This window comes from Nocardioides sp. (assembly GCF_016462705.1).
In the GTDB taxonomy this organism is placed as follows: domain Bacteria; phylum Actinomycetota; class Actinomycetes; order Propionibacteriales; family Nocardioidaceae; genus Nocardioides.
This window is the reverse complement of the sequence record NZ_JAEMSS010000079.1, coordinates 1-18,698: the sequence shown is the minus strand read 5'-3', so window position 1 is coordinate 18,698 and position 18,698 is coordinate 1. Positions and strand designations below refer to the sequence as shown.

15 protein-coding genes and 1 pseudogene are annotated in these 18,698 nt (G+C 71.9%); all 16 read right to left on the bottom strand.

Going from position 1 to position 18,698, the window contains the following annotated elements:
• Window positions 1-203 (bottom strand): annotated as a pseudogene (locus JHD21_RS11635) (methionyl-tRNA formyltransferase); the annotation flags it as partial.
• Between the two features lie 29 nt (window positions 204-232).
• Window positions 233-775 (bottom strand): peptide deformylase, encoded by a 543-nt coding sequence (def, locus tag JHD21_RS11630; protein WP_292675132.1) that lies wholly within the window; start codon window positions 773-775, stop codon window positions 233-235.
• 22 nt (window positions 776-797) lie between these two features.
• Complete coding sequence (locus JHD21_RS11625; RefSeq protein WP_292675128.1) at window positions 798-2,870, bottom strand: primosomal protein N'; 2,073 nt, start codon at window positions 2,868-2,870, stop codon at window positions 798-800.
• A gap of 42 nt (window positions 2,871-2,912) precedes the next feature.
• Window positions 2,913-5,753: a M4 family metallopeptidase gene (locus tag JHD21_RS11620; protein ID WP_292675125.1), complete on the bottom strand. Its 2,841-nt coding sequence runs from the start codon at window positions 5,751-5,753 to the stop codon at window positions 2,913-2,915.
• A gap of 63 nt (window positions 5,754-5,816) precedes the next feature.
• Window positions 5,817-7,007 (bottom strand): methionine adenosyltransferase, encoded by a 1,191-nt coding sequence (gene metK / locus JHD21_RS11615; RefSeq protein WP_292675121.1) that lies wholly within the window; start codon window positions 7,005-7,007, stop codon window positions 5,817-5,819.
• Window positions 7,008-7,041: 34 nt separating this feature from the next.
• On the bottom strand, window positions 7,042-8,283 hold the full coding sequence (gene coaBC / locus JHD21_RS11610) for a bifunctional phosphopantothenoylcysteine decarboxylase/phosphopantothenate--cysteine ligase CoaBC (protein WP_365695935.1): 1,242 nt from the start codon (window positions 8,281-8,283) through the stop codon (window positions 7,042-7,044).
• 3 nt (window positions 8,284-8,286) lie between these two features.
• The gene (gene rpoZ / locus JHD21_RS11605) at window positions 8,287-8,634 is read right to left on the bottom strand and encodes a DNA-directed RNA polymerase subunit omega (RefSeq protein ID WP_292675118.1); all 348 of its coding nucleotides are present in this window, start codon (window positions 8,632-8,634) and stop codon (window positions 8,287-8,289) included.
• Window positions 8,635-8,670: 36 nt separating this feature from the next.
• Window positions 8,671-9,276 carry a guanylate kinase gene (gene gmk, locus JHD21_RS11600; protein WP_292675115.1) on the bottom strand — a complete coding sequence of 202 codons (606 nt, stop codon included), beginning with the start codon at window positions 9,274-9,276 and terminating at the stop codon, window positions 8,671-8,673.
• A complete protein-coding gene (gene mihF / locus JHD21_RS11595) occupies window positions 9,269-9,589 on the bottom strand; it encodes an integration host factor, actinobacterial type (protein ID WP_292675111.1) in 321 nt (106 codons plus the stop codon). The genes gmk and mihF overlap by 8 nt, the downstream gene beginning before the upstream one ends.
• Before the next feature lie 117 nt (window positions 9,590-9,706).
• Window positions 9,707-10,147 carry a hypothetical protein gene (locus tag JHD21_RS11590; RefSeq protein ID WP_292675108.1) on the bottom strand — a complete coding sequence of 147 codons (441 nt, stop codon included), beginning with the start codon at window positions 10,145-10,147 and terminating at the stop codon, window positions 9,707-9,709.
• Window positions 10,144-10,977 carry an orotidine-5'-phosphate decarboxylase gene (gene pyrF / locus JHD21_RS11585; protein WP_292675104.1) on the bottom strand — a complete coding sequence of 278 codons (834 nt, stop codon included), beginning with the start codon at window positions 10,975-10,977 and terminating at the stop codon, window positions 10,144-10,146. Before pyrF ends, JHD21_RS11590 begins: the two co-directional genes overlap by 4 nt.
• The gene (locus JHD21_RS11580; protein ID WP_292675101.1) at window positions 10,974-12,038 is read right to left on the bottom strand and encodes a quinone-dependent dihydroorotate dehydrogenase; all 1,065 of its coding nucleotides are present in this window, start codon (window positions 12,036-12,038) and stop codon (window positions 10,974-10,976) included. The genes pyrF and JHD21_RS11580 overlap by 4 nt, the downstream gene beginning before the upstream one ends.
• Window positions 12,035-15,367, bottom strand: coding sequence for a carbamoyl-phosphate synthase large subunit (gene carB, locus JHD21_RS11575; protein WP_292675098.1), 3,333 nt, complete (start codon window positions 15,365-15,367; stop codon window positions 12,035-12,037). The genes JHD21_RS11580 and carB overlap by 4 nt, the downstream gene beginning before the upstream one ends.
• Window positions 15,367-16,506 carry a glutamine-hydrolyzing carbamoyl-phosphate synthase small subunit gene (gene carA / locus JHD21_RS11570; RefSeq protein WP_292675095.1) on the bottom strand — a complete coding sequence of 380 codons (1,140 nt, stop codon included), beginning with the start codon at window positions 16,504-16,506 and terminating at the stop codon, window positions 15,367-15,369. Before carA ends, carB begins: the two co-directional genes overlap by 1 nt.
• 155 nt (window positions 16,507-16,661) lie before the next feature.
• Window positions 16,662-17,717, bottom strand: a complete 1,056-nt coding sequence (locus tag JHD21_RS11565; protein WP_292675092.1) for a zinc-dependent alcohol dehydrogenase family protein — start codon at window positions 17,715-17,717, stop codon at window positions 16,662-16,664.
• A 110-nt stretch (window positions 17,718-17,827) separates the two neighbouring features.
• Window positions 17,828-18,698 (bottom strand): FAD-binding domain-containing protein (locus JHD21_RS11560; RefSeq protein ID WP_292675089.1); only part of this gene is annotated, 871 nt, incomplete at its 5' end.

The following is an 18,698-nucleotide window of genomic DNA, read 5'->3' as shown; positions in this document are numbered from 1 at the left end:
GGGTCCTTGGGGTGGTCGGGCTTGAGGACCGGCAGGCCGAGCTCCTCGGCGCGCAGGGCGACCGGGCTCGGGGTCAGCCGACGCCCCCGGCCGGCGGGCGCGTCCGGGCGGGTCACCACCCCGACCAGGTCGTGGCTGGAGGCCGCTATCGCGTCGAGGGCGGGCAGAGCCGGCTCCGGCGTCCCCGCGAAGACGAGTCTCATCGCGACCTCACCGCAACCTCACCGCAGCCTCATCTGCCCAGCCCGCCCGTGGCGTGCGGGCTCAGCCGGATGGTCGGTTGCTCGGCGGCGAACCAGTCGGACTCGCGGATCTCCTTCATCGCGGTGCGCCGGGCCTCCCGGTCGAGCCGGTCGAGGAACAGCACGCCGTCCAGGTGGTCGGTCTCGTGCTGGATCGCCCTGGCCAGCCGTTCGCTCCCCTCGACCACGAGCGGTTCGCCGTGCATGTCGAAGCCATGGGCGACCACCGAGAGCGCTCGCTGGCAGTCGATGACCAGGCCGGGGATGGACAGGCAGCCCTCGGGTCCGTCCTGGACCTCGTCGGACAGCGTCAGCGTCGGGTTGACGAGGTGGCCGACCTCGCCGTCGACGTACCAGGTGAACACCCGGAGACCGACCCCGATCTGGGGTGCGGCCAGACCCGCACCCGGCGCGTCCAGCATGGTGTCGGTCAGGTCCTGCACCAGCCGTCGGAGCTCCTTGTCGTAGTCCACGACCTCGGTGGCGCGGCTGCGCAGCACCGGGTCACCGAGGAGCCGGATGGGGACGATCACCCAGGAATCCTAGGCGGGTGCATCACAGGGTCGGTGGGTCGACCTGGATCCGCACCGGGTCGAGCTTGCGCGCCGAACGGAGCCGCTGGAGCTCGCCCAGGGCGTCCGACAGGGCCAGCCCGTGGATGCGTGGAACCCGGACGACCGCGCGCACCCGTTCGGGGTCGGCTCCGGGGACCGGCGTCGGTCCGAGCACCTCGGTCCCCTCGGGCCGGTCGAGGAGGGTCAGGACGTCGTCGACCGCGCCCACCTCCCCCGTCAAGGTCGCCAGGCGGGACGCCGGCGGCAGGTGTGCCTCGCGGCGGGACTCGGCCTCCCGCTCGGCGAAGCCCGCGTGGTCCCAGCGCACCAGTGCCTGGAGGGCGGGGTGCCCGGGGTCGCCGACCGCGATCGCGCGACCCCCGGGGCGCAGCAGCCCGACCGCGTTGCTCCACCGGCGCAGCGCCTCCTCCTCCGCGCGCAGGTGGTCCACGCCCAGGGCGAGCCACGTGTCCAGCAGCACGACCGCGGCGTAGCCGCCCGCGGCCACGGGCTCCGCACCCGGTGTCGCGACCACGATCGCGGCGGCCGACTCGACATCGGTCAGCACGTGCTCGCCGGCCGACATCCGGACGACGACCCCGGGGAACGCCCGGCCGAGCTCCTCGGCGGTCCGCGCCTCACCGACCACGGGCGCCCGCAGACCACGGTCGCCGCACTCCGGGCACGACCACCCCTCGGCCGCTGTGCCGCACCACCGGCAGCTGGGCGCGGCGGTGGCGGACGTGAGGTCCAGCGGTCCCCGGCACACGCCGCACCGGGCCGGCGTCCGGCACCTCACGCACGCGAGCGAGGTGACGTAGCCGGCCCGAGGGTTCTGCACCAGCACCGGCCCGGCCTCCAGGGCGTCCCTCACCAGCCGGTGCACCTGGCTCGGCAGCCGGGCGGCGCGGGCCAGGGGGTCCCGGTCGAGGCTGTGGTCGTCGGCACCCGCGATCTCGATCCGGGCACGGGTCCGCAGCTCACCGCGGGCCAGCGCGAGGGGCTGGGCCCAGCCGGTGCGCAGCAGCTGCTGGGCCTCGACGCTGCGGGCGAAGCCGCCGAGCAGCATGGCGGTGCCCTCGCGCTCCGCCCGGGTCAGCAGCACCTCGCGGGCGTGCGGGTAGGGGGCCCGTGGCTCGGCGTACAGGTCGTCGCCGTCGTCCCAGATCACCAGCAGGCCGAGGTCGTGCACCGGTGCGAACGCGGCCGCCCGGGTGCCCACCACGACCCGACGGCCGTCGCGGACCACGGCGAGGAACTCGCGGTAGCGCCGGGCCGGTCCGGCGTCGGCGGTGAGGACGACGTGCTGACCCGGACCGAGGAGGCCGGTCAGTGCCGTGTCGACCCGGGCGACGTCGGCGTGGTCGGGCACCACGACCAGCGCTCCCTTGCCGGCCGCCCGGGTGACAGCGACCGCGTGCGCGACGAGAGCGGGCCAGTCGGTCCCCGGCCCGGACGCCCACACCGCCCGCGGCGCTCCCCCGTCGGCGAGGTGACGCAGGTAGGCCGGTGCCGCGGCGTACCCCGCCCACGCCTGCTCCGCGGCCGCCAGGTCGAGCTCGACCGGGCGGGCGACGGGCTCCGGGTCCTCCTTCTCCACGGTCGCGTGCCGCGGCGGGACCGCCAGCCGCAGGACGTCCGAGCGGGTCCCCGCGTAGCGCCGGGCGACGTCCTCGCACAACCCGGCCACGGCCGGGGTCAGCACCGGCTCGGGACTGACCACCCGTCGCAGCGGGTGCAGCGCGCCTGTGTGGTCGCTGGTCGCGCGGCGTTCGACGAGGAAGCCGTCCACGTCCTGACCGGCGAACCGCACCTTGACCCGGACACCCGGCCGGGCGGCCTCGGCCATCGCCGCGGGGACGGCGTAGTCGAAGGCCCGGTCCAGGTGGGCCAGCGGCAGGTCGACCAGGACCCGGGCCACCGGGTCGTGCTCCGCGAGCGGGGCCTCCGCCGCCTTGCGGGCCCGGGTCGCTGTGGCCTTGCGGGCCCGGGCCACTTCCGCACGCACCAGACCGGGGAGCAGCTCGGGCTGCTCCCCGGCGTGGGCACGGGGTGCTCGGTCCGGGGCGGTCACACGGCCATTGCTACCAGTGAGCGCCCCCGGCCGGCGCTCGGGCTACTCCTCGACCTTCTTGGTCTTCTTCGAGGTGACCGTGGCGGGGGTGTGGCCGGCCTTCGTCGCGGTCACCCGCACCTGGAGCTTCTTGCCCGTGTCCTTCATGGTGAGCAGGTACTTCTTGCCGGTGGCCTTCTTGATCGCCTTGCCGTTGCGCAGCCACTGGTAGGTGTAGGTGACCCCGTCCGGCTGCCACCCCGTCACGGTGGCCTTGAGCTTCTTCCCGACCAGGAGGGCGCCCTTCACCGTCACCGTTCCGGGAGTGACGGCGAAGACCGGTGGTGGTGCCGGGTTCACGGTCACCGTCGCGGTGTCCGTGCCGGTCAGGGCGCCCCCGTCGGTGACCGTGACAGTCACCGTCCGGACCCCCGGCGTCGCGTAGGTGTGGTTCAACGTGAAGCTGGAGCCAGTCAGGGGCAACGCCTGCGGGCCCGACCCGTCGCCGTAGTCGACGGTGGCCGTTGCAACGGCGGGGACCTCGTCGGTGAAGCTGCCCGGCGACGAGAACGCCGTCCCGGCGGTCACCGTCGAGTCCGGACCCGCGTTGACCACCGGCGGTGCGGCGACGCCGCAGTGGTAGACCGTGATGTCGTCGAGGAACCACCCGACGTAGGTGAAGCTGCTGTTGTAGTTGACGCTGAACTGCGGCTTGACGCGCTTTCCCTTGAACGACGCCAGGTCGAGGCGGCTGCCGACCCAGCCGCGACTGTCGGCGGTGAAGGCGGTACGGCCGTTGGCCGGGTTGCTCGCCGAGTTGATCACGGTGCTGGGCCCGTTGACCCAGGGCTGGGCGGCAACGTCCACCGGGCCCGCCCCGTCGTCGACGTCGTCGACCTCCACCGTGGCCCCGTCGCGGCGGTCCACGACGGTGCCGCTCGGCTGGCTGATGGTGAAGTCGAGGAAGTACCAACCGTGGAACGACAGGTAGGTGTTGCCGGACACCGGGACGGCGATCGGCGCGGCCATCACCAGCCGCTCAGCGACCGCCGGGGTCGCGGCGCCGCTGATGGGGGTCGCGTTGTGCCACGAGCTCTGCCCGGAGTGCGCGTTGCTGCCCCAGACGGGGTCCTCTCCGTAGCCCCAGTTGGCGGCCGTGGAGGTGAACTTCGTGGCGGGCGAGCCCGTCTCGCTGTCGAAGATCGTGGTCTTCACCTGGCCGACCGGGCACGTCGTGTCGGCGTCCGCCGGCTGCGGCGAGTTGGCGGGCGTCTGCGACAGCTCGGTCGCGAGGGCGGCCTTCTGGACCTCGGTGCAGTCCGCGGCCGTGAAGCCGTGCGTCCCCACCAGGCTGTTGCAGGCCTGCACCAGCACGAGCCCGAGGTCGGCGAAGTCGGCGCCCGAGGACATCGACTCGTTGACCAGCTGGTAGAGGCGCGCGGTCTTCGGGAACGTGTCGCCGCCGTCGATGCCGGTCACGGTCTGGCCGTTGAACGTGCCCCCCTCCATGATCAGGTACGCCGTCTTGTTGCTGACGCCGCTGTTGGAGTGGACCCCTCCGTTGTCCCCGTAGAACTCGCCGTCCCCGAGGTCGTCGACGTAGAGCGCGCTCTGGGTCCGGTCCGGGTGACCCTCCGCGGTCGGGTCGGCGAGGTCGCGGATCGAACCGATGGAGGAGTCCTCGGCCAGTCGCCAGTCCGTGGCCGAGTCACCCGTGGTGGGGGTCCGGTGGTCGACGATCTCCCCCATGATGTCGGAGATCGACTCGTTGATCGCCCCGGACTGACCCCAGTAGAGGAGCTCCGAGGTGCGGTCGGTGACCCCGTGCGTGAGCTCGTGGCCGGTGACGTCGTCGACGGTCAGGCCGGTGCCGTAGTACATCTCGGTGCCGTTCCAGAACGCGTTGGCGTAGGGGCAGGTGCCCGAGTAGCAGATCCGCACCGTCGACGAGATCTTCTTGGTGCCGCCGACGTCCTTGCCGATCATGTCGGTCAGGTCGACCCCGATGGACTGGTAGAGGTCCGAGGTCGCCCCGACGAACGTGTAGACGTCGTCGACGTCGGCGATGCCGGTGGGGGCGTCTCCCTCGCTGCGTACCGGCGTCGTGCAGGGCACGTCAGGGCTGTTGGGGTTGAGCTGCACGTTGGCGTTGTCGCAGACGATCCGGTTGGCCTGGTGGTGGTTGTCGAAGGAGAGGAGCGGCGCACCGGTCTGGTCGTCCACGAACACCTCGCGGTCCAGGTCGAGGCCGGCGTCCACGGTGAACCGCCAGACTCCGCGCGCACCGTCGCGCGAGCTCATGCCGATCACCGCCGGGTCGAGGAGCCACCGGCCCGAGGAGGTGACGACCGCGGCCCGGCCGCGTCCCGCCACCAGCCGGGCCGTGGTCGCCGCCGCGTCGACCGAGACCCGGGCGGCCTGGACCTCGGTCGCCGTCGACATCGTCGACAGCAGCGAGGCCAGCTCGCGGTCCTTGCCCAGGGACACGACCACGTCGCCGCCCAGGACCGGCAGGCCGTCGACCTCCTGGCGGAAGCGGACCGTGTGGCCCGCGTCGGTCGCGAGCACCCGGTGCTCCCGGAGCGTGGTGCCCTTGCGGCCGGTGCCGAGCGCCGGGCCGTAGCGGGCCACGTGCGCGGCTGCCGCGGCCCGCACGGACGTCGCCGGCGTCACCGCCGGGTTGTCGACCCGCTGCCCCGCCGGCGTCCCGACGAAGGTGACGTCGCCGGCCGTCGATCGGACGATCGTGACGGTCGCCGAAGCGTCGTCCTGGAGCCGGTCGACAGCCACCCCCTGGTTGTCGGCGCCGACGCCCTGGGCACCGCCGGCCGCGGTGACGCTGAGCGTGGCGACCGCCAGTGCGGTGGCGGTCAGGGCGGGAAGGAGACGCGCTGAGGGGCTCACCCCTCGGAGGCTATGGACCCCCACCCGTGCTGTGAATGACCCAGATGGGCCAGCCCACTCGGGTCAGCCGGCGATGGCCGCCTTCAACGCGTCGGCACGGTCGGTGCGCTCCCAGGTGAACTCGGGGAGCTCGCGGCCGAAGTGGCCGTACGCCGCCGTCTTGACGTAGATCGGGCGCAGCAGGTCGAGGTCGCGGATGATCGCGGCGGGGCGCAGGTCGAAGACCTTGAGCACGGCCTCCTGGATCGCCTCGTCGGAGGCGGTGCCGGTGCCGAACGTCTCGATGAAGACACCGACCGGCTGCGCCTTGCCGATGGCGTAGGCGACCTGGGCCTCGCAGCGTCGCGCGAGCCCGGCCGCGACGACGTTCTTGGCCACCCAGCGCATCGCGTAGGCCGCGGACCGGTCGACCTTCGACGGGTCCTTGCCCGAGAAGGCCCCACCGCCGTGGCGGGCCATGCCGCCGTAGGTGTCGACGATGATCTTGCGACCGGTGAGGCCGGCGTCACCCATCGGTCCGCCGACCACGAACCGGCCGGTCGGGTTGACGAGCAGGCGGTAGCCCTCGGAGGGCAGGTTGAAGGTGGCCAGCACCGGGTCGATGACGTGCTTCTTGACGTCGGCCTCGAGGGTGTCGAGGTCGGTGTCCTCGGAGTGCTGCGAGGACAGGACCACGGTGTCGACGCGGACCGGACGGTTGTCGGCGTCGTACTCGATGGTGACCTGGGTCTTGCCGTCCGGGCGGAGGTAGGGAAGCGTCCCGTCCTTGCGCACCTCGGTGAGCCGCTCGGCGAGCCGCTGGGCCATCACGATGGGCAGCGGCATCAGCACGTCGGTGTCGTCGCACGCGTAGCCGAACATCAGGCCCTGGTCACCGGCACCCTGCTTGTCCATCGCGTCCACCGAGCCGGTGCGGGACTCGTGACCGGTGTCGACGCCCTGCGCGATGTCGCCGGACTGGCCGCCGATCGCGACCATGACGCCGCACGAGTGGCCGTCGAAGCCCTTCTCGGAGGAGTCGTAGCCGATCTCGAGGATCCGTTCGCGGACGACCTTCTTGACGTCGACATAGCCGGTGGTGTCGACCTCACCGGCGACGACCACGAGACCCGTGGTCAGCAGGGTCTCGACCGCGACCCGGCTGGTGGGGTCCTGGGCGAGCATCGCGTCGAGGACGGAGTCGCTGATCTGGTCGGCGATCTTGTCCGGGTGACCCTCGGTCACGGACTCCGAGGTGAACAAGCGTCCAGGCACAGGTGTACTCCGATCGGTCTGCGGTGTGAGCGGGTCAATCTTGCAGCCTGGTGGCCACTTCGTCCCAAATGGCGTGCGCCACCTGTGTCTTGGACCCGCGGGGTACGTCGCGGGTGCCGCCGTCGGCGGCGAGGATCACGGCCTCGTTGTCGGCGCTCCCGAACACCGCTCCCCCGCTCACGTCGTTGACGACCAGGAGGTCGCAGCCCTTGCGGGCGAGCTTGGCGCGGGCCAGGTCGAGGACCGTGCCGGTGTCGTCCCCGGTCTCCGCGGCGAAGCCGACCACGACCTGCCCCTCCCGCGACCGGCGATGGCTCAGCTCGTGGAGGATGTCGGGGTTCTGGGCCAGCTCGATGGACGGCGCCGAGCCGTCGTCGGCCTTCTTGATCTTGGCAGCGCTCACCGAGGTCGGCCGGAAGTCCGCCGGTGCGGCGGCCATCACGACGGCGTCCGCCGAACCGGCCGCGGCCAGCACCTCGGTCCGGAGCTCCTCCGTGGTCTCCACGTGGACGACCTTGACCCCGGCGGGCTCCGGCAGGGTGGTGTTGGCGGCGACCAGGGTCACCTCGGCGCCGCGCGACGCGGCCGCCCTGGCCAGCGCATAGCCCTGCCGGCCGCTCGAGCGGTTGCCGAGGAACCGGACCGGGTCGAGGTACTCCCGGGTGCCGCCCGCGGAGACGACGACCTGTCGGCCGGCCAGGTCCTCGGCGGCGATGCCCCGGACCAGGACGTCGAGGCAGACGTCGAAGATCTCGGCCGCCTCCGGGAGCCGGCCCTTGCCGGAGTCCGCGCCGGTCAGCCGGCCCTCGGCGGGCTCGAGGACGAGGACCCCCCGAGCGCGCAACGTCGCGACGTTGGCCTGGGTGGCGGCGTGCTCCCACATCTCGGTGTGCATCGCGGGCGCCAGGACGACCGGGCAGCGAGCCGTGAGCAGTGTGTTGGTCAGCAGGTCGTCGGCCAGCCCGTGGGCCGCCTTCGCCACCAGGTCGGCGGTGGCCGGAGCGACCACGACCAGGTCGGCGGACTGACCGATCCGGACGTGCGGCACCTCGTGGACGTCGTCCCACACCTCCGTGGAGACGGGCTTGCCGGACAGCGCCGCCCAGGTCGGGGCGCCCACGAACCGCAGCGCCGCCGCGGTGGGCACGACGGTGACGTCGTGACCGGACTCGGTCAGCAGCCGCAGCAGCTCACAGGCCTTGTACGCCGCGATGCCGCCGGAGACGCCCAGGACCACCCGGGGCCTCGGCGGACTGCTCTGCCCGGCGTCGGCCAAGCTCTACTCCGCGGCGGGGCCGGCGTCGAAGGACGCGGTGCCATCGGCGGCGGCGGCCTTGGCGGCGGCCTCCTCGGCGGCGAGCTCGGCGGGGTCGACGTCCTCGCAGGTCAGCAGGTCACCGTTGATCTCGCGCAGCGCGATCGAGAGCGGCTTCTCCTGGACGTGGGTCTCCACGAGCGGGCCGACGTACTCCAGCAGGCCCTCGCCGAGCTGGGAGTAGTAGGCGTTGATCTGCCGAGCGCGCTTGGCGCTGTAGAGGACCAGCTTGTACTTGCTGTCGGTCTTGGTGAGCAGGTCGTCGATCGAGGGGTTGGTGACGCCCTCGGCCGCGATGTTGGGTCCAGACACGCAGAAGCCTCGCTCAGTCAGTCATGTCGCAGTCGGTTAGCTCGGATGGCCGCTCGGATGGCCGGGAGCAGAGTTGCCCCGCCCGAGTCTCATCAAGGCTACCAACTCCTCCGCGGAAGCGTGAACTTCGTGGTTGACGATGCTGACGTCGAACTCCGTCTCGGCGGCCAGCTCCTCCACAGCGGTGGCCAGCCGCCGGGCCCGTTCCTCCTCGTCCTCGGTGCCCCGACCGACCAGCCGGCGCACCAGCTCCTCCCACGACGGCGGGGCCAGGAACACGAACAGCGCCTCCGGCATGGTCCGGCGCACCTGCCGTGCTCCTTGCAGGTCGATCTCCAGCATGGCCGGCCGCCCGGTGGCGAGCACCTCCTCGACGGCACGCCGAGGGGTCCCGTAGCGGGCCGAGTTGTGCACGGTGGCCCACTCGAGCAGCTCACCCTCGGCGACCATCCGGTCGAACTCCTCGTCGGAGACGAAGTGGTAGTGGACGCCGTCCTCCTCGCCGGGGCGAGGGGACCGCGTGGTCGCCGACACCGAGATCCACACCTCGGGGTGGTGCTCTCGGATGTCGGCCGCGACGCTCCCCTTGCCGACGGCGGTCGGCCCGGCGAGGACGGTCAGCCGGCTCCGCCCGTCAGTCACCCGGTCGGAACTCTTTTTCGAGCGCCGCGACCTGCTTGGTCCCGAGACCGCGCACCCGGCGGCTCTCCGCGATGCCGAGCCGCTCCATGACCTGGCGAGCGCGCACCTTGCCGAGGCCGGGCATCGACTGGAGCAGGTCGATGACCCGCATCTTGCCGATCACCTCGTTGCTGTGCCCCTCGGCCAGCACCTCGCTGATCGTGGCCCCGCTGTGCTTGAGCCGGTTCTTGACCTCGGCCCGCTCGCGGCGAGACGCAGCGGCCTTCTGCAGGGCCGCCTGGCGCTGTTCGGGCGTGAGCGGGGGCAGTGCCACGTCGCGGAGTCCTCGTCATGTTCGGTCGTGCGGCAGTCAGGGAGCGTGGGTCAATCTAGTCATGCCGCGCAGGACCCCACAACGGAGTGGCGGTGTCTCGGCCCGGCTCAGCCTGGATCAGAGCCACAGGGGTGTCTTGCACACGTCCCGCGCCTGCTGCTCGACGGCCGCGAAGGCCGCCTCGGACTCGTCGGTCCGGAGGTCGTCGGCCGCCGCGTCGATCCGGTCCCGCTCCGCCTCGCTCACGCCCTCGGGTGGGTCGTCACGGTCGTACGTCGCAGGGTCGACGCCCGCGTCGTCCAGGGCGGCCTCCAGGGCGGCGAGCCCGTTGACGACCACCCGCCAGTCGTCGCGGATGTCGTCGGGGGCGGCGTCCTCCAGCTCCCGGAAGACCGGAAGTGCCCGCAGCAGGACGTCGGGCCCGCCCTCGTCGATGGTCCGCGTGAGCTCGGCCTGGTTGTCGGTGACGACCTCGCAGTAGGCGTCGTAGGGGTCCTCGGAGCAGCCCTGGGGAAGGCAGGTGAGCAGCAGGACGGCAGCCGCCGGGGCCAGCCTCACGACCGCAGCTCGTCGTTGAGCCGCAGGGCCTCGATCCGCATCGCGTCGAGCGACGGGCCCTTGCGCAGCAGGTCTCGCGACGAGCTCGGGGTGACGGCCCCGACGGCGTCGCCGAAGATCCGCCGGATGTCGGCGACGGTGCCGCCCTGGGCCCCGAAGCCGGGCGCCAGGATCGGGCCGTTGAAGGCGAAGTCGAGCTCGGCGCCGGACTCGGGCAGCGAGCCGATCGTCGCGCCGATCACGGCCCCGAACGACCCCAGGGGCTCGGCCCCCGCGTTGAGGGCGCGCAGGTGGTCGAGCATCCGGCCGGCGACCAGCGCACCGTCCTCGGTGCGGGCGTGCTGCACCTCGGCGCCCTCCTTGTTGGAGGTGAGGGCCAGCACGAAGACCCCGGCGTCGTACGAGCGAGCCGTGTCGAGCATCGGCTCCAGCGAGCCGAACCCGAGGTAGGGGCTGGCCGTGATCGCGTCCGCCGCGAGCGGCGAGGACGGGTCGAGGTAGGCGTCGGCGTAGGCCTGGGTCGTCGAGCCGATGTCGCCACGCTTGACGTCGAGCAGCACCAGCGCCCCCGCCGCCCGCGCCGCCTCGATCACCCGCTCCAGGACCGCGACCCCCCGGCTGCCGAACCGCTCGTAGAACGCCGACTGCGGCTTGACCAGCGCCACGTGCGGGGCCAGGCCCTCGACCGCGGTCAGCGCGAACCGCTCGAGCCCCGACACGTCGTCGGGGAGTCCCCACTCCGCGAGCAGGCTGGCGTGGGGGTCGAGGCCGGCGCACAGCGGCCCCCGGGCCTCGATCGCGGAGGCGAAGCGCTGTCCGAACGTGGTCATGGGATCCCTTCCGCCGAGATCCCGTGCAGGATCCGGCGGGGCCAGCCTGGCCCCTCGTAGACGAACGCGGTGTAGCCCTGGAGCAGGTCGGCGCCGGCGTCCAGGCGAGCTTGGGCGTCCGCGACCGTGGCGAGCCCGCCGACGCCGACGAGCGTCAGGTCGTCGCCGACCCGGCCGCGCAGCAGCCGCAGCACCTCCAGAGCGCGCTCGGCGAGTGGTGGGCCGGACAGCCCGCCGGCCCCGGCCCGCTCGACCTCGGCCGGCGTGGAGGCGAGGCCGGACCGGGAGATCGTGGTGTTGGTCGCGATGACCCCGTCGAGGCCGATGGCCGTCGCCAGGTCGGCGACCGCGAGCACGTCCTCGTCGGCGAGGTCCGGGGCGATCTTGACCAGGAGCGGCACCCGCCGGTCCGCCCCTGATGCGTCGAGGGCCTGGTCGGCGGTGCGCCGGACGTGCTCGAGCAGCGGCTGCAGCTTCTCGACCGACTGGAGGCTGCGCAGGCCAGGGGTGTTGGGCGAGCTGACGTTGACCACCAGGTAGTCCGCGTGCGGCGCGAGCAGGCCGGCGCTGAGGCCGTAGTCGTCCAGCACCGCGGCCTCGTCGTCCTCCGGGACGACCTTGGTCTTGCCGATGTTGACGCCCAGCACCGGGCCCGGTCGACGGCCGCCCCGGGAGTGACGGAGTGCGAGCCGGCGCGAGACCACGTCGGCACCGTCGTTGTTGAAGCCCATCCGGTTGACCACGGCGCGGTCGGCGGGCAGCCGGAACAGCCGCGGCTTGTCGTTGCCGGGCTGGGCGCGGCCGGTGACGGTCCCGATCTCGACGTGGCCGAACCCCAGCGCAGCGAGCGCGTCGACGCCGACCGCGTTCTTGTCGAAGCCGGCCGCCAGCCCCAGCGGGTTGGGGAAGGTCAGCCCCATCGCGGACACGGGCGATCCCGGCGTACGCCGTCGCGCCAGGACCGGCCGCGCTGCGCGGACCGCCCGGAACCCGAGCCGGTGTGCCTTCTCGGGGTCGATCCGGGTGAAGCCGTGGTCGAACAGCGTGGAGTAGAGGGTCACCCCGGGAACCAGTCCTGCAACGACCGCACGCCGATCGAGCCGCGGATCGAGGCCTCGATCCCCTGCACGGCGGCGCCGAGTCCCTGGACCGTGGTGATGCACGGGATGTTGGCCATCACCGCGGCCGTGCGGATCTCGTAGCCGTCGATGCGCGCGGAGCCGCCGCCGGTGGAGCCGTGCGGGGTGTTGACGACCAGGTCGATGTCCCCGTCGAGGATCCGCTGGACCGTGGTGCGCTGGTCGCCCTCGCCCGGGCCCTCGAAGTGCTTGCGCACGATGGTGGCCTGGACCCCGTTGCGGCGGAGCGCCTCGGCGGTGCCCTGGGTGGCGAGGATCTCGAACCCCATGTCCGCGAGGACCTTCACCGGGAAGATCATGGTCCGCTTGTCACGGTTGGCCATGGAGACGAACACCCGGCCGGACGTCGGAAGGGAGCCGTACGCCGCCGCCTGCGACTTGGCGAAGGCCTGGCCGAAGCTGGCGTCCAGCCCCATCACCTCGCCCGTCGACTTCATCTCGGGACCGAGCACCGTGTCGACCTGCCTGCCGTCGGGGGTCCGGAACCGGTTGAACGGCATCACGGCCTCCTTGACCGCGATCGGCTGGTCCGCGGGCAGGGTGCCGCCGTCCCCGGTCGCCGGCAGCAGCCCGGACGCGCGCAGCCCCGCGATGCTCTCGCCGAGCATGATCCGGGCTGCCGCCTTGGCCAGCGGGGTCGCGGTGGCCTTGGAGACGAACGGCACGGTCCGTGACGCCCGCGGGTTGGCCTCGAGCACGTAGAGGACGTCGGAGCCGAGGGCGTACTGGATGTTGATCAGCCCGCGCACCCCGACCCCGCTGGCGATCGCCTCCGTGGCCTGGCGGATCCGCTGGATCTCCGACTCGCCGAGCGTGATCGGCGGGAGCGCGCACGAGGAGTCACCGGAGTGGATGCCGGCCTCCTCGATGTGCTCCATGACGCCGCCGAGGAACAGCTCCTCGCCGTCGTAGAGCGCGTCGACGTCGATCTCGACCGCGTCGTCGATGAACCGGTCGACGAGCACCGGGTGCTCGGGGCTGATCTCCGTCGCCCGGTGGATGTAGCCCTCGAGCGCCTCGTCGCCGTAGACGATCTCCATGCCGCGGCCACCGAGGACGTAGGACGGCCGCACCAGCACCGGGTAGCCGATCATGGCCGCGATCTCGATGGCCTCGTGGTAGGACGAGGCCATGCCGTGCTTGGGCGCGTTGAGCCCGGCCTCGTGCAGCACCCGCCCGAAGGAGCCGCGCTCCTCGGCGAGGTGGATCGCGGCCGGCGACGTGCCGACGATGGGCACGCCGTTGTCCTCCAGGCCCTGCGCGAGGCCCAACGGGGTCTGCCCGCCCAGCTGGCAGATGACGCCGGCCACGGGTCCGGCCTGCTGCTCGGCGTGCACGATCTCGAGCACGTCCTCCAGCGTCAGCGGCTCGAAGTAGAGCCGGTCCGAGGTGTCGTAGTCGGTCGAGACCGTCTCGGGGTTGCAGTTGACCATCACGGTCTCGTAGCCCGCCCCGCCCTCGCCCTGGCCCAGCGCCATGGAGGCGTGCACGCAGGAGTAGTCGAACTCGATGCCCTGGCCGATCCGGTTGGGCCCGGACCCCAGGATGATCACCGCGGGCCGCTCGCGGGGCTGCACCTCGGTCTCCTCGTCGTAGGACGAGTAGTGGTACGGCGTCGCGGCCGCGAACTCGGCGGCACAGGTGTCGACGGTCTTGTAGACCGGCCGGATGCCGAGGGCGTGCCTGACCCCGCGGACGACGTCGGCCGTCATCCCGCGGATCTTGCCGATCTGGGCGTCGGAGAAGCCGTGCCGCTTGGCCTTGCGCAGGATCTCCGGGGTCAGCTCGGGGGCAGCCGTGACCTCGGCGGCGACCTCGTTGATGAGCAGCAGCTGGTCGACGAACCACGGGTCGATGTGCGTGGCCGCGAAGACCTCGTCGGGCGTCGCACCGGCCCGGAGCGCGTCCATGACCTTCTTGAGCCGCCCGTCGTGGGGGACCTTGATCTCCTCGAGGAGGGCGGCCTTGTCGAGCTCGACCCACTCCTGGTGCCAGTCGAACGGGGCGTCCTTGCTCTCCAGCGAGCGCAGCGCCTTCTGGAGCGCCTCGGTGAAGTTGCGGCCGATCGCCATCGCCTCGCCCACCGACTTCATGTGCGTGGTCAGCTCGCGGTCGGCTCCGGGGAACTTCTCGAAGGCGAACCGCGGGACCTTGACCACCACGTAGTCGAGCGTCGGCTCGAACGCCGCCGGGGTGCTGCCGCCGTCGGCCCTCGTGGTGATGTCGTTCGGGATCTCGTCGAGGGTGTAGCCGATCGCCACCTTGGCCGCGATCTTGGCGATCGGGAACCCGGTCGCCTTGGAGGCCAGCGCCGAGGAACGCGACACCCGCGGGTTCATCTCGATCACGACCAGCCGGCCGTCGCGCGGGTTGACGGCGAACTGGATGTTGCAGCCGCCGGTGTCGACCCCGACGGAGCGGATGATCCCGATCGACAGGTCCCGCATCGCCTGGTACTCGCGGTCGGTCAGCGTCATGGCCGGGGCGACCGTGATCGAGTCGCCGGTGTGCACGCCCATCGGGTCGAGGTTCTCGATCGAGCACACGATCACCACGTTGTCCTTGGTGTCCCGCATGACCTCGAGCTCGTACTCCTTCCAGCCGAGGATGGACTCCTCGAGGAGCACCTCGGTGGTCGGGCTGGCCATCAGGCCGGCCCCGGCGATCCGGTGCAGGTCGGTCTCGTCGTGGGCCATCCCCGAGCCGGTGCCGCCCATGGTGAACGACGGGCGCACGACCACCGGGTAGCCGAGGTCCTCCACCGCGGCGAGGCAGTCGTCCATGGAGTGGCAGATCGCGCTGCGGGCGACCTCGCCGCCGAGGTCCTCGACGATCTTCTTGAAGATCTGCCGGTTCTCCCCGCGGTCGATGGCCTCGATCGAGGCCCCGATCAGCTCGACGCCGTACTTCGCCAGGACACCGGCGGCGTCCAGCGCCATCGCGGTGTTGAGCGCGGTCTGCCCGCCCAGCGTGGCGAGCATGGCGTCGATGGGCTGCCCGGAGCTGAACTCAGCCTCGATGACCTTCTCGACGAACTCCGGGGTGATCGGCTCGACGTAGGTCGCGTCCGCGAACTCGGGGTCGGTCATGATCGTGGCCGGGTTGGAGTTGACCAGCACGACCCGGATGCCCTCGGCCCGCAGCACCCGGCAGGCCTGGGTGCCGGAGTAGTCGAACTCGCAGGCCTGGCCGATGATGATCGGCCCGGAGCCGATGACCAGGACGCTCTTGATGTCCTCGCGCTTGGGCATCAGGCGACCCCTTCCATGAGCCGGACGAACCGGTCGAAGAGGTACGCCGCATCGTGCGGTCCGGCCGCCGCCTCGGGGTGGTACTGCACCGAGAACGCCTTGAGCGCACCGTCCGGCCCCCGCAGCTCCAGCCCCTCGACCACGTCGTCGTTGAGGCACACGTGGCTGACCGTGGCGACGCCGTAGGGGGTCTCGGTCGGCGCGTCGAGCGGAGCGTCCACGGCGAACCCGTGGTTGTGGGCGGTGACCTCGACCTTGCCGGTGGTGCGGTCCATCACCGGCTGGTTGATGCCGCGGTGCCCGTACTTCAGCTTGAAGGTGCTGAACCCGAGCGCCCGGCCGAAGAGCTGGTTGCCGAAGCAGATCCCGAAGTAGGGCATCCCGTCGGCCAGGGCGTCCCGGAGGAGCTCGATCTGGCCCGTCGTCGCGGCCGGGTCGCCCGGGCCGTTGGAGTAGAACACCCCGTCCGCGCCGACCGCCCTGAGGTCGGCGTACGACGCGGTGGCCGGCAGCACGTGCACCTCGATGCCACGCTCGGCCATCCGGTACGGGGTCATGGACTTGATGCCGAGGTCGAGCGCGGCGACGGTCAGGGTCTTCTCCCCATGGGCGGGGACGACGTAGGGCTCGGAGGTGGAGACCTCGGCGGCCAGCTCGGTGCCCGCCATCTCGGTCGTGGCTCGCACCCGCTCCAGCAGGGCGTCGACGTCGCGCTCGGTCGAGGAGATCCCGACCCGCATGGCGCCGCGCTCGCGCAGGTGCCGGGTGAGGGCGCGGGTGTCGATCCCGCTGATGCCGACGACCCCGTGCGCCTTGAGCTCGTCGTCGAGGCTGCGCCGGCTGCGCCAGCTGCTCGGCACCCGCGCGGGGTCGCGGACGACGTAGCCGGCGACCCAGATCCGCGACGACTCCTGGTCCACGTCGTTGACGCCGGTGTTGCCGACGTGCGGCGCGGTCATCACGACGACCTGCCGGTGGTAGGACGGGTCGGTGAGCGTCTCCTGGTAGCCGGTCATGCCGGTGTTGAAGACCGCCTCGCCGAAGGTCTCACCCTCGGCGCCGTAGCTGTCGCCGCGGAACGTGCGACCGTCCTCGAGGACCAGGATCGCTGGGCCGTTCGCTGGGGCAGGCGTAGGCAAAGCCGTGTCTCCTTCTCCGCCTCACGGGACGGATCGTTAAAGGATGTGCGAGCGCCTCGACCCTAGCAGCGCGCGGCCCGCCGGCCGGACCGCCGCACGGGCCGGTCCGGCCGGCGGACACCCAGCACCAGAACCAGCGCCGGGTCAGCGCCGGGTCAGCGCCGGATCACGACCTTGAGGGCCTTGGTGTCCGCCGCGGCCGCGAACGTCTCGTAGGCCTCGAGGAACTGGTCCATGGAGAAGTGGTGGGTCGCGAACTTCTCCGCCTCGAGCTTGTGCTGTGCCACGAGCTTGAGCAGCATCGGCGTGGTCGAGGTGCTCACCAGGCCCATGCTGATCGCGACGTCGCTGATCCACAGGTCCTGGAGGGCCAGCTCGACCGGCGCACCGTGGACGCCCACGTTGGCCACGTGGCCGCCGGGGCGCACCATCTTGGTGCAGGCGGTGAAGGTGTCGGGGATGCCGACCGCCTCGATCGCCACGTCGACCCCGTAGCCGTCGGTCATCGCCATGACCTGCTCCAGCCAGTCCGCGTCGCCGCTGTTGACCGCGTCGGTGGCCCCGAAGCCCAGGGCCTGGTCGAGCCGGTTGGGGTCGAGGTCGAGGGCGATCACCCGGGACGCGCCGTAGAGCCCGGCCGTCATCATCGACGCCAGGCCGACCGGGCCCGCCCCGACCACGGCGACCACGTCGCCGGGCTTGACCTGCCCGTAGCGCACGCCGATCTCGAAGCCGGTGGGCAGGATGTCGGAGAGCATCACGGCCGCGTCGTCGCTGACGCCCTCGGGGACCTTGTGCAGGGTGCCGTCGGCGAAGGGCACGCGGACCAGCTCCGCCTGCGTGCCGTCGATGAGGTGACCGAAGATCCAGCCGATGCCGGAGGCGCCCTCCTCGGCCAGGCAGTGGGCGTAGAGACCCTGGTGGCAGTAGGAGCACGAGCCGCACGCGCTGATGCAGGAGATGATGACGCGGTCGCCGACCTCGAACGACGACACGGCGGAGCCGGTCTCGACGATGGTGCCGACGCCCTCGTGGCCGAGGATCCGGCCCTCGGTCACCGCGGGCACGTCGCCCTTGAGGATGTGCAGGTCGGTGCCGCAGATGGTGGTGGTGTCGATGCGGACGATGACGTCCGTGGGCTGCTGGATGCTGGGGTCCGGGACGTCGTCCCAGCTCTTGCGACCCGGGCCGTGGTAGACGAGCGCTTTCATGGTGGTCTCCCTCCGCGGAGGGCGGCGGGCCGATGCCCGCGCGAGGCTCCTCCGCCGCCGACTCTTCCGTCGTGGGAGATGCCCGAGAAGGGCCCAAGGTCCCGGTCGGTTCAGGCGATCCAGTCGTGGGCGCGGCGGGTGTGGGCGGCCTTCTTGGCCGGGTCCATGCCGTCGTAGAGGTTGGCGATCATCCGCGACCGGGGGTTGCCGGCGAAGACGTCGTGGTGGTCGCGCACGAAGGTCCAGTAGAGCGCGTCCCAGTCGTCGCACCAGTCGCCCTTCGGCAGGTCCGACATCTTCCTCAGGTAGTTGCTGCCCGACACGTAGGGCTTGGTCGTGATCGCGGCACCGGCGGCGAACTGGCTCATCGCGTAGACGTTGGGCACCATCACCCAGTCGTAGGCGTCGATGAACATCTCCATGAACCACTCGTAGGCGGCGTCGGGCTCCGCGCGCAGCAGGCACAGGGCGTTGCCGAACACCATCAGTCGCTCGATGTGGTGGGCGTAGCCCGTGTCCAGGACCCGCCGCAGGACGTGGTCGACCGGGTCGAGGCCGGTCGTCGCGTCCCACCAGCCCTGACTGAGCGGCCGCGTGTGCTGGAGGTGGTTGCGGCTGCGCATCCGACGGCCCCACAGGTGGTAGGTGGCGCGCATGTACTCCCGCCAGCCGATCACCTGTCGCACGAAGCCCTCGAGCGAGGCCAGCGGCACGTCGTGCTCCTCGGCGTGCTCGAGGGCGTGCGTGAGGACGTGGTGGGGCGAGACGAGCCCGATGTTGAGACCCGGCGTCAGCAGCGAGTGGAAGACGAAGCCGTGCTGCGCCGAGATCGCGTCCTCGAACGGGCCGAAGTCGACGAGGCGCTGCGCCAGGAACTCGTCGTACGACGCCTCGGCCTCGGCGTGGGAGGTGGGCCAGGCGAACGTGTCGGCATTGCCGGGCGCGTCGGGGAACTCGCGGGCGACCCAGGCGATCGCCTCC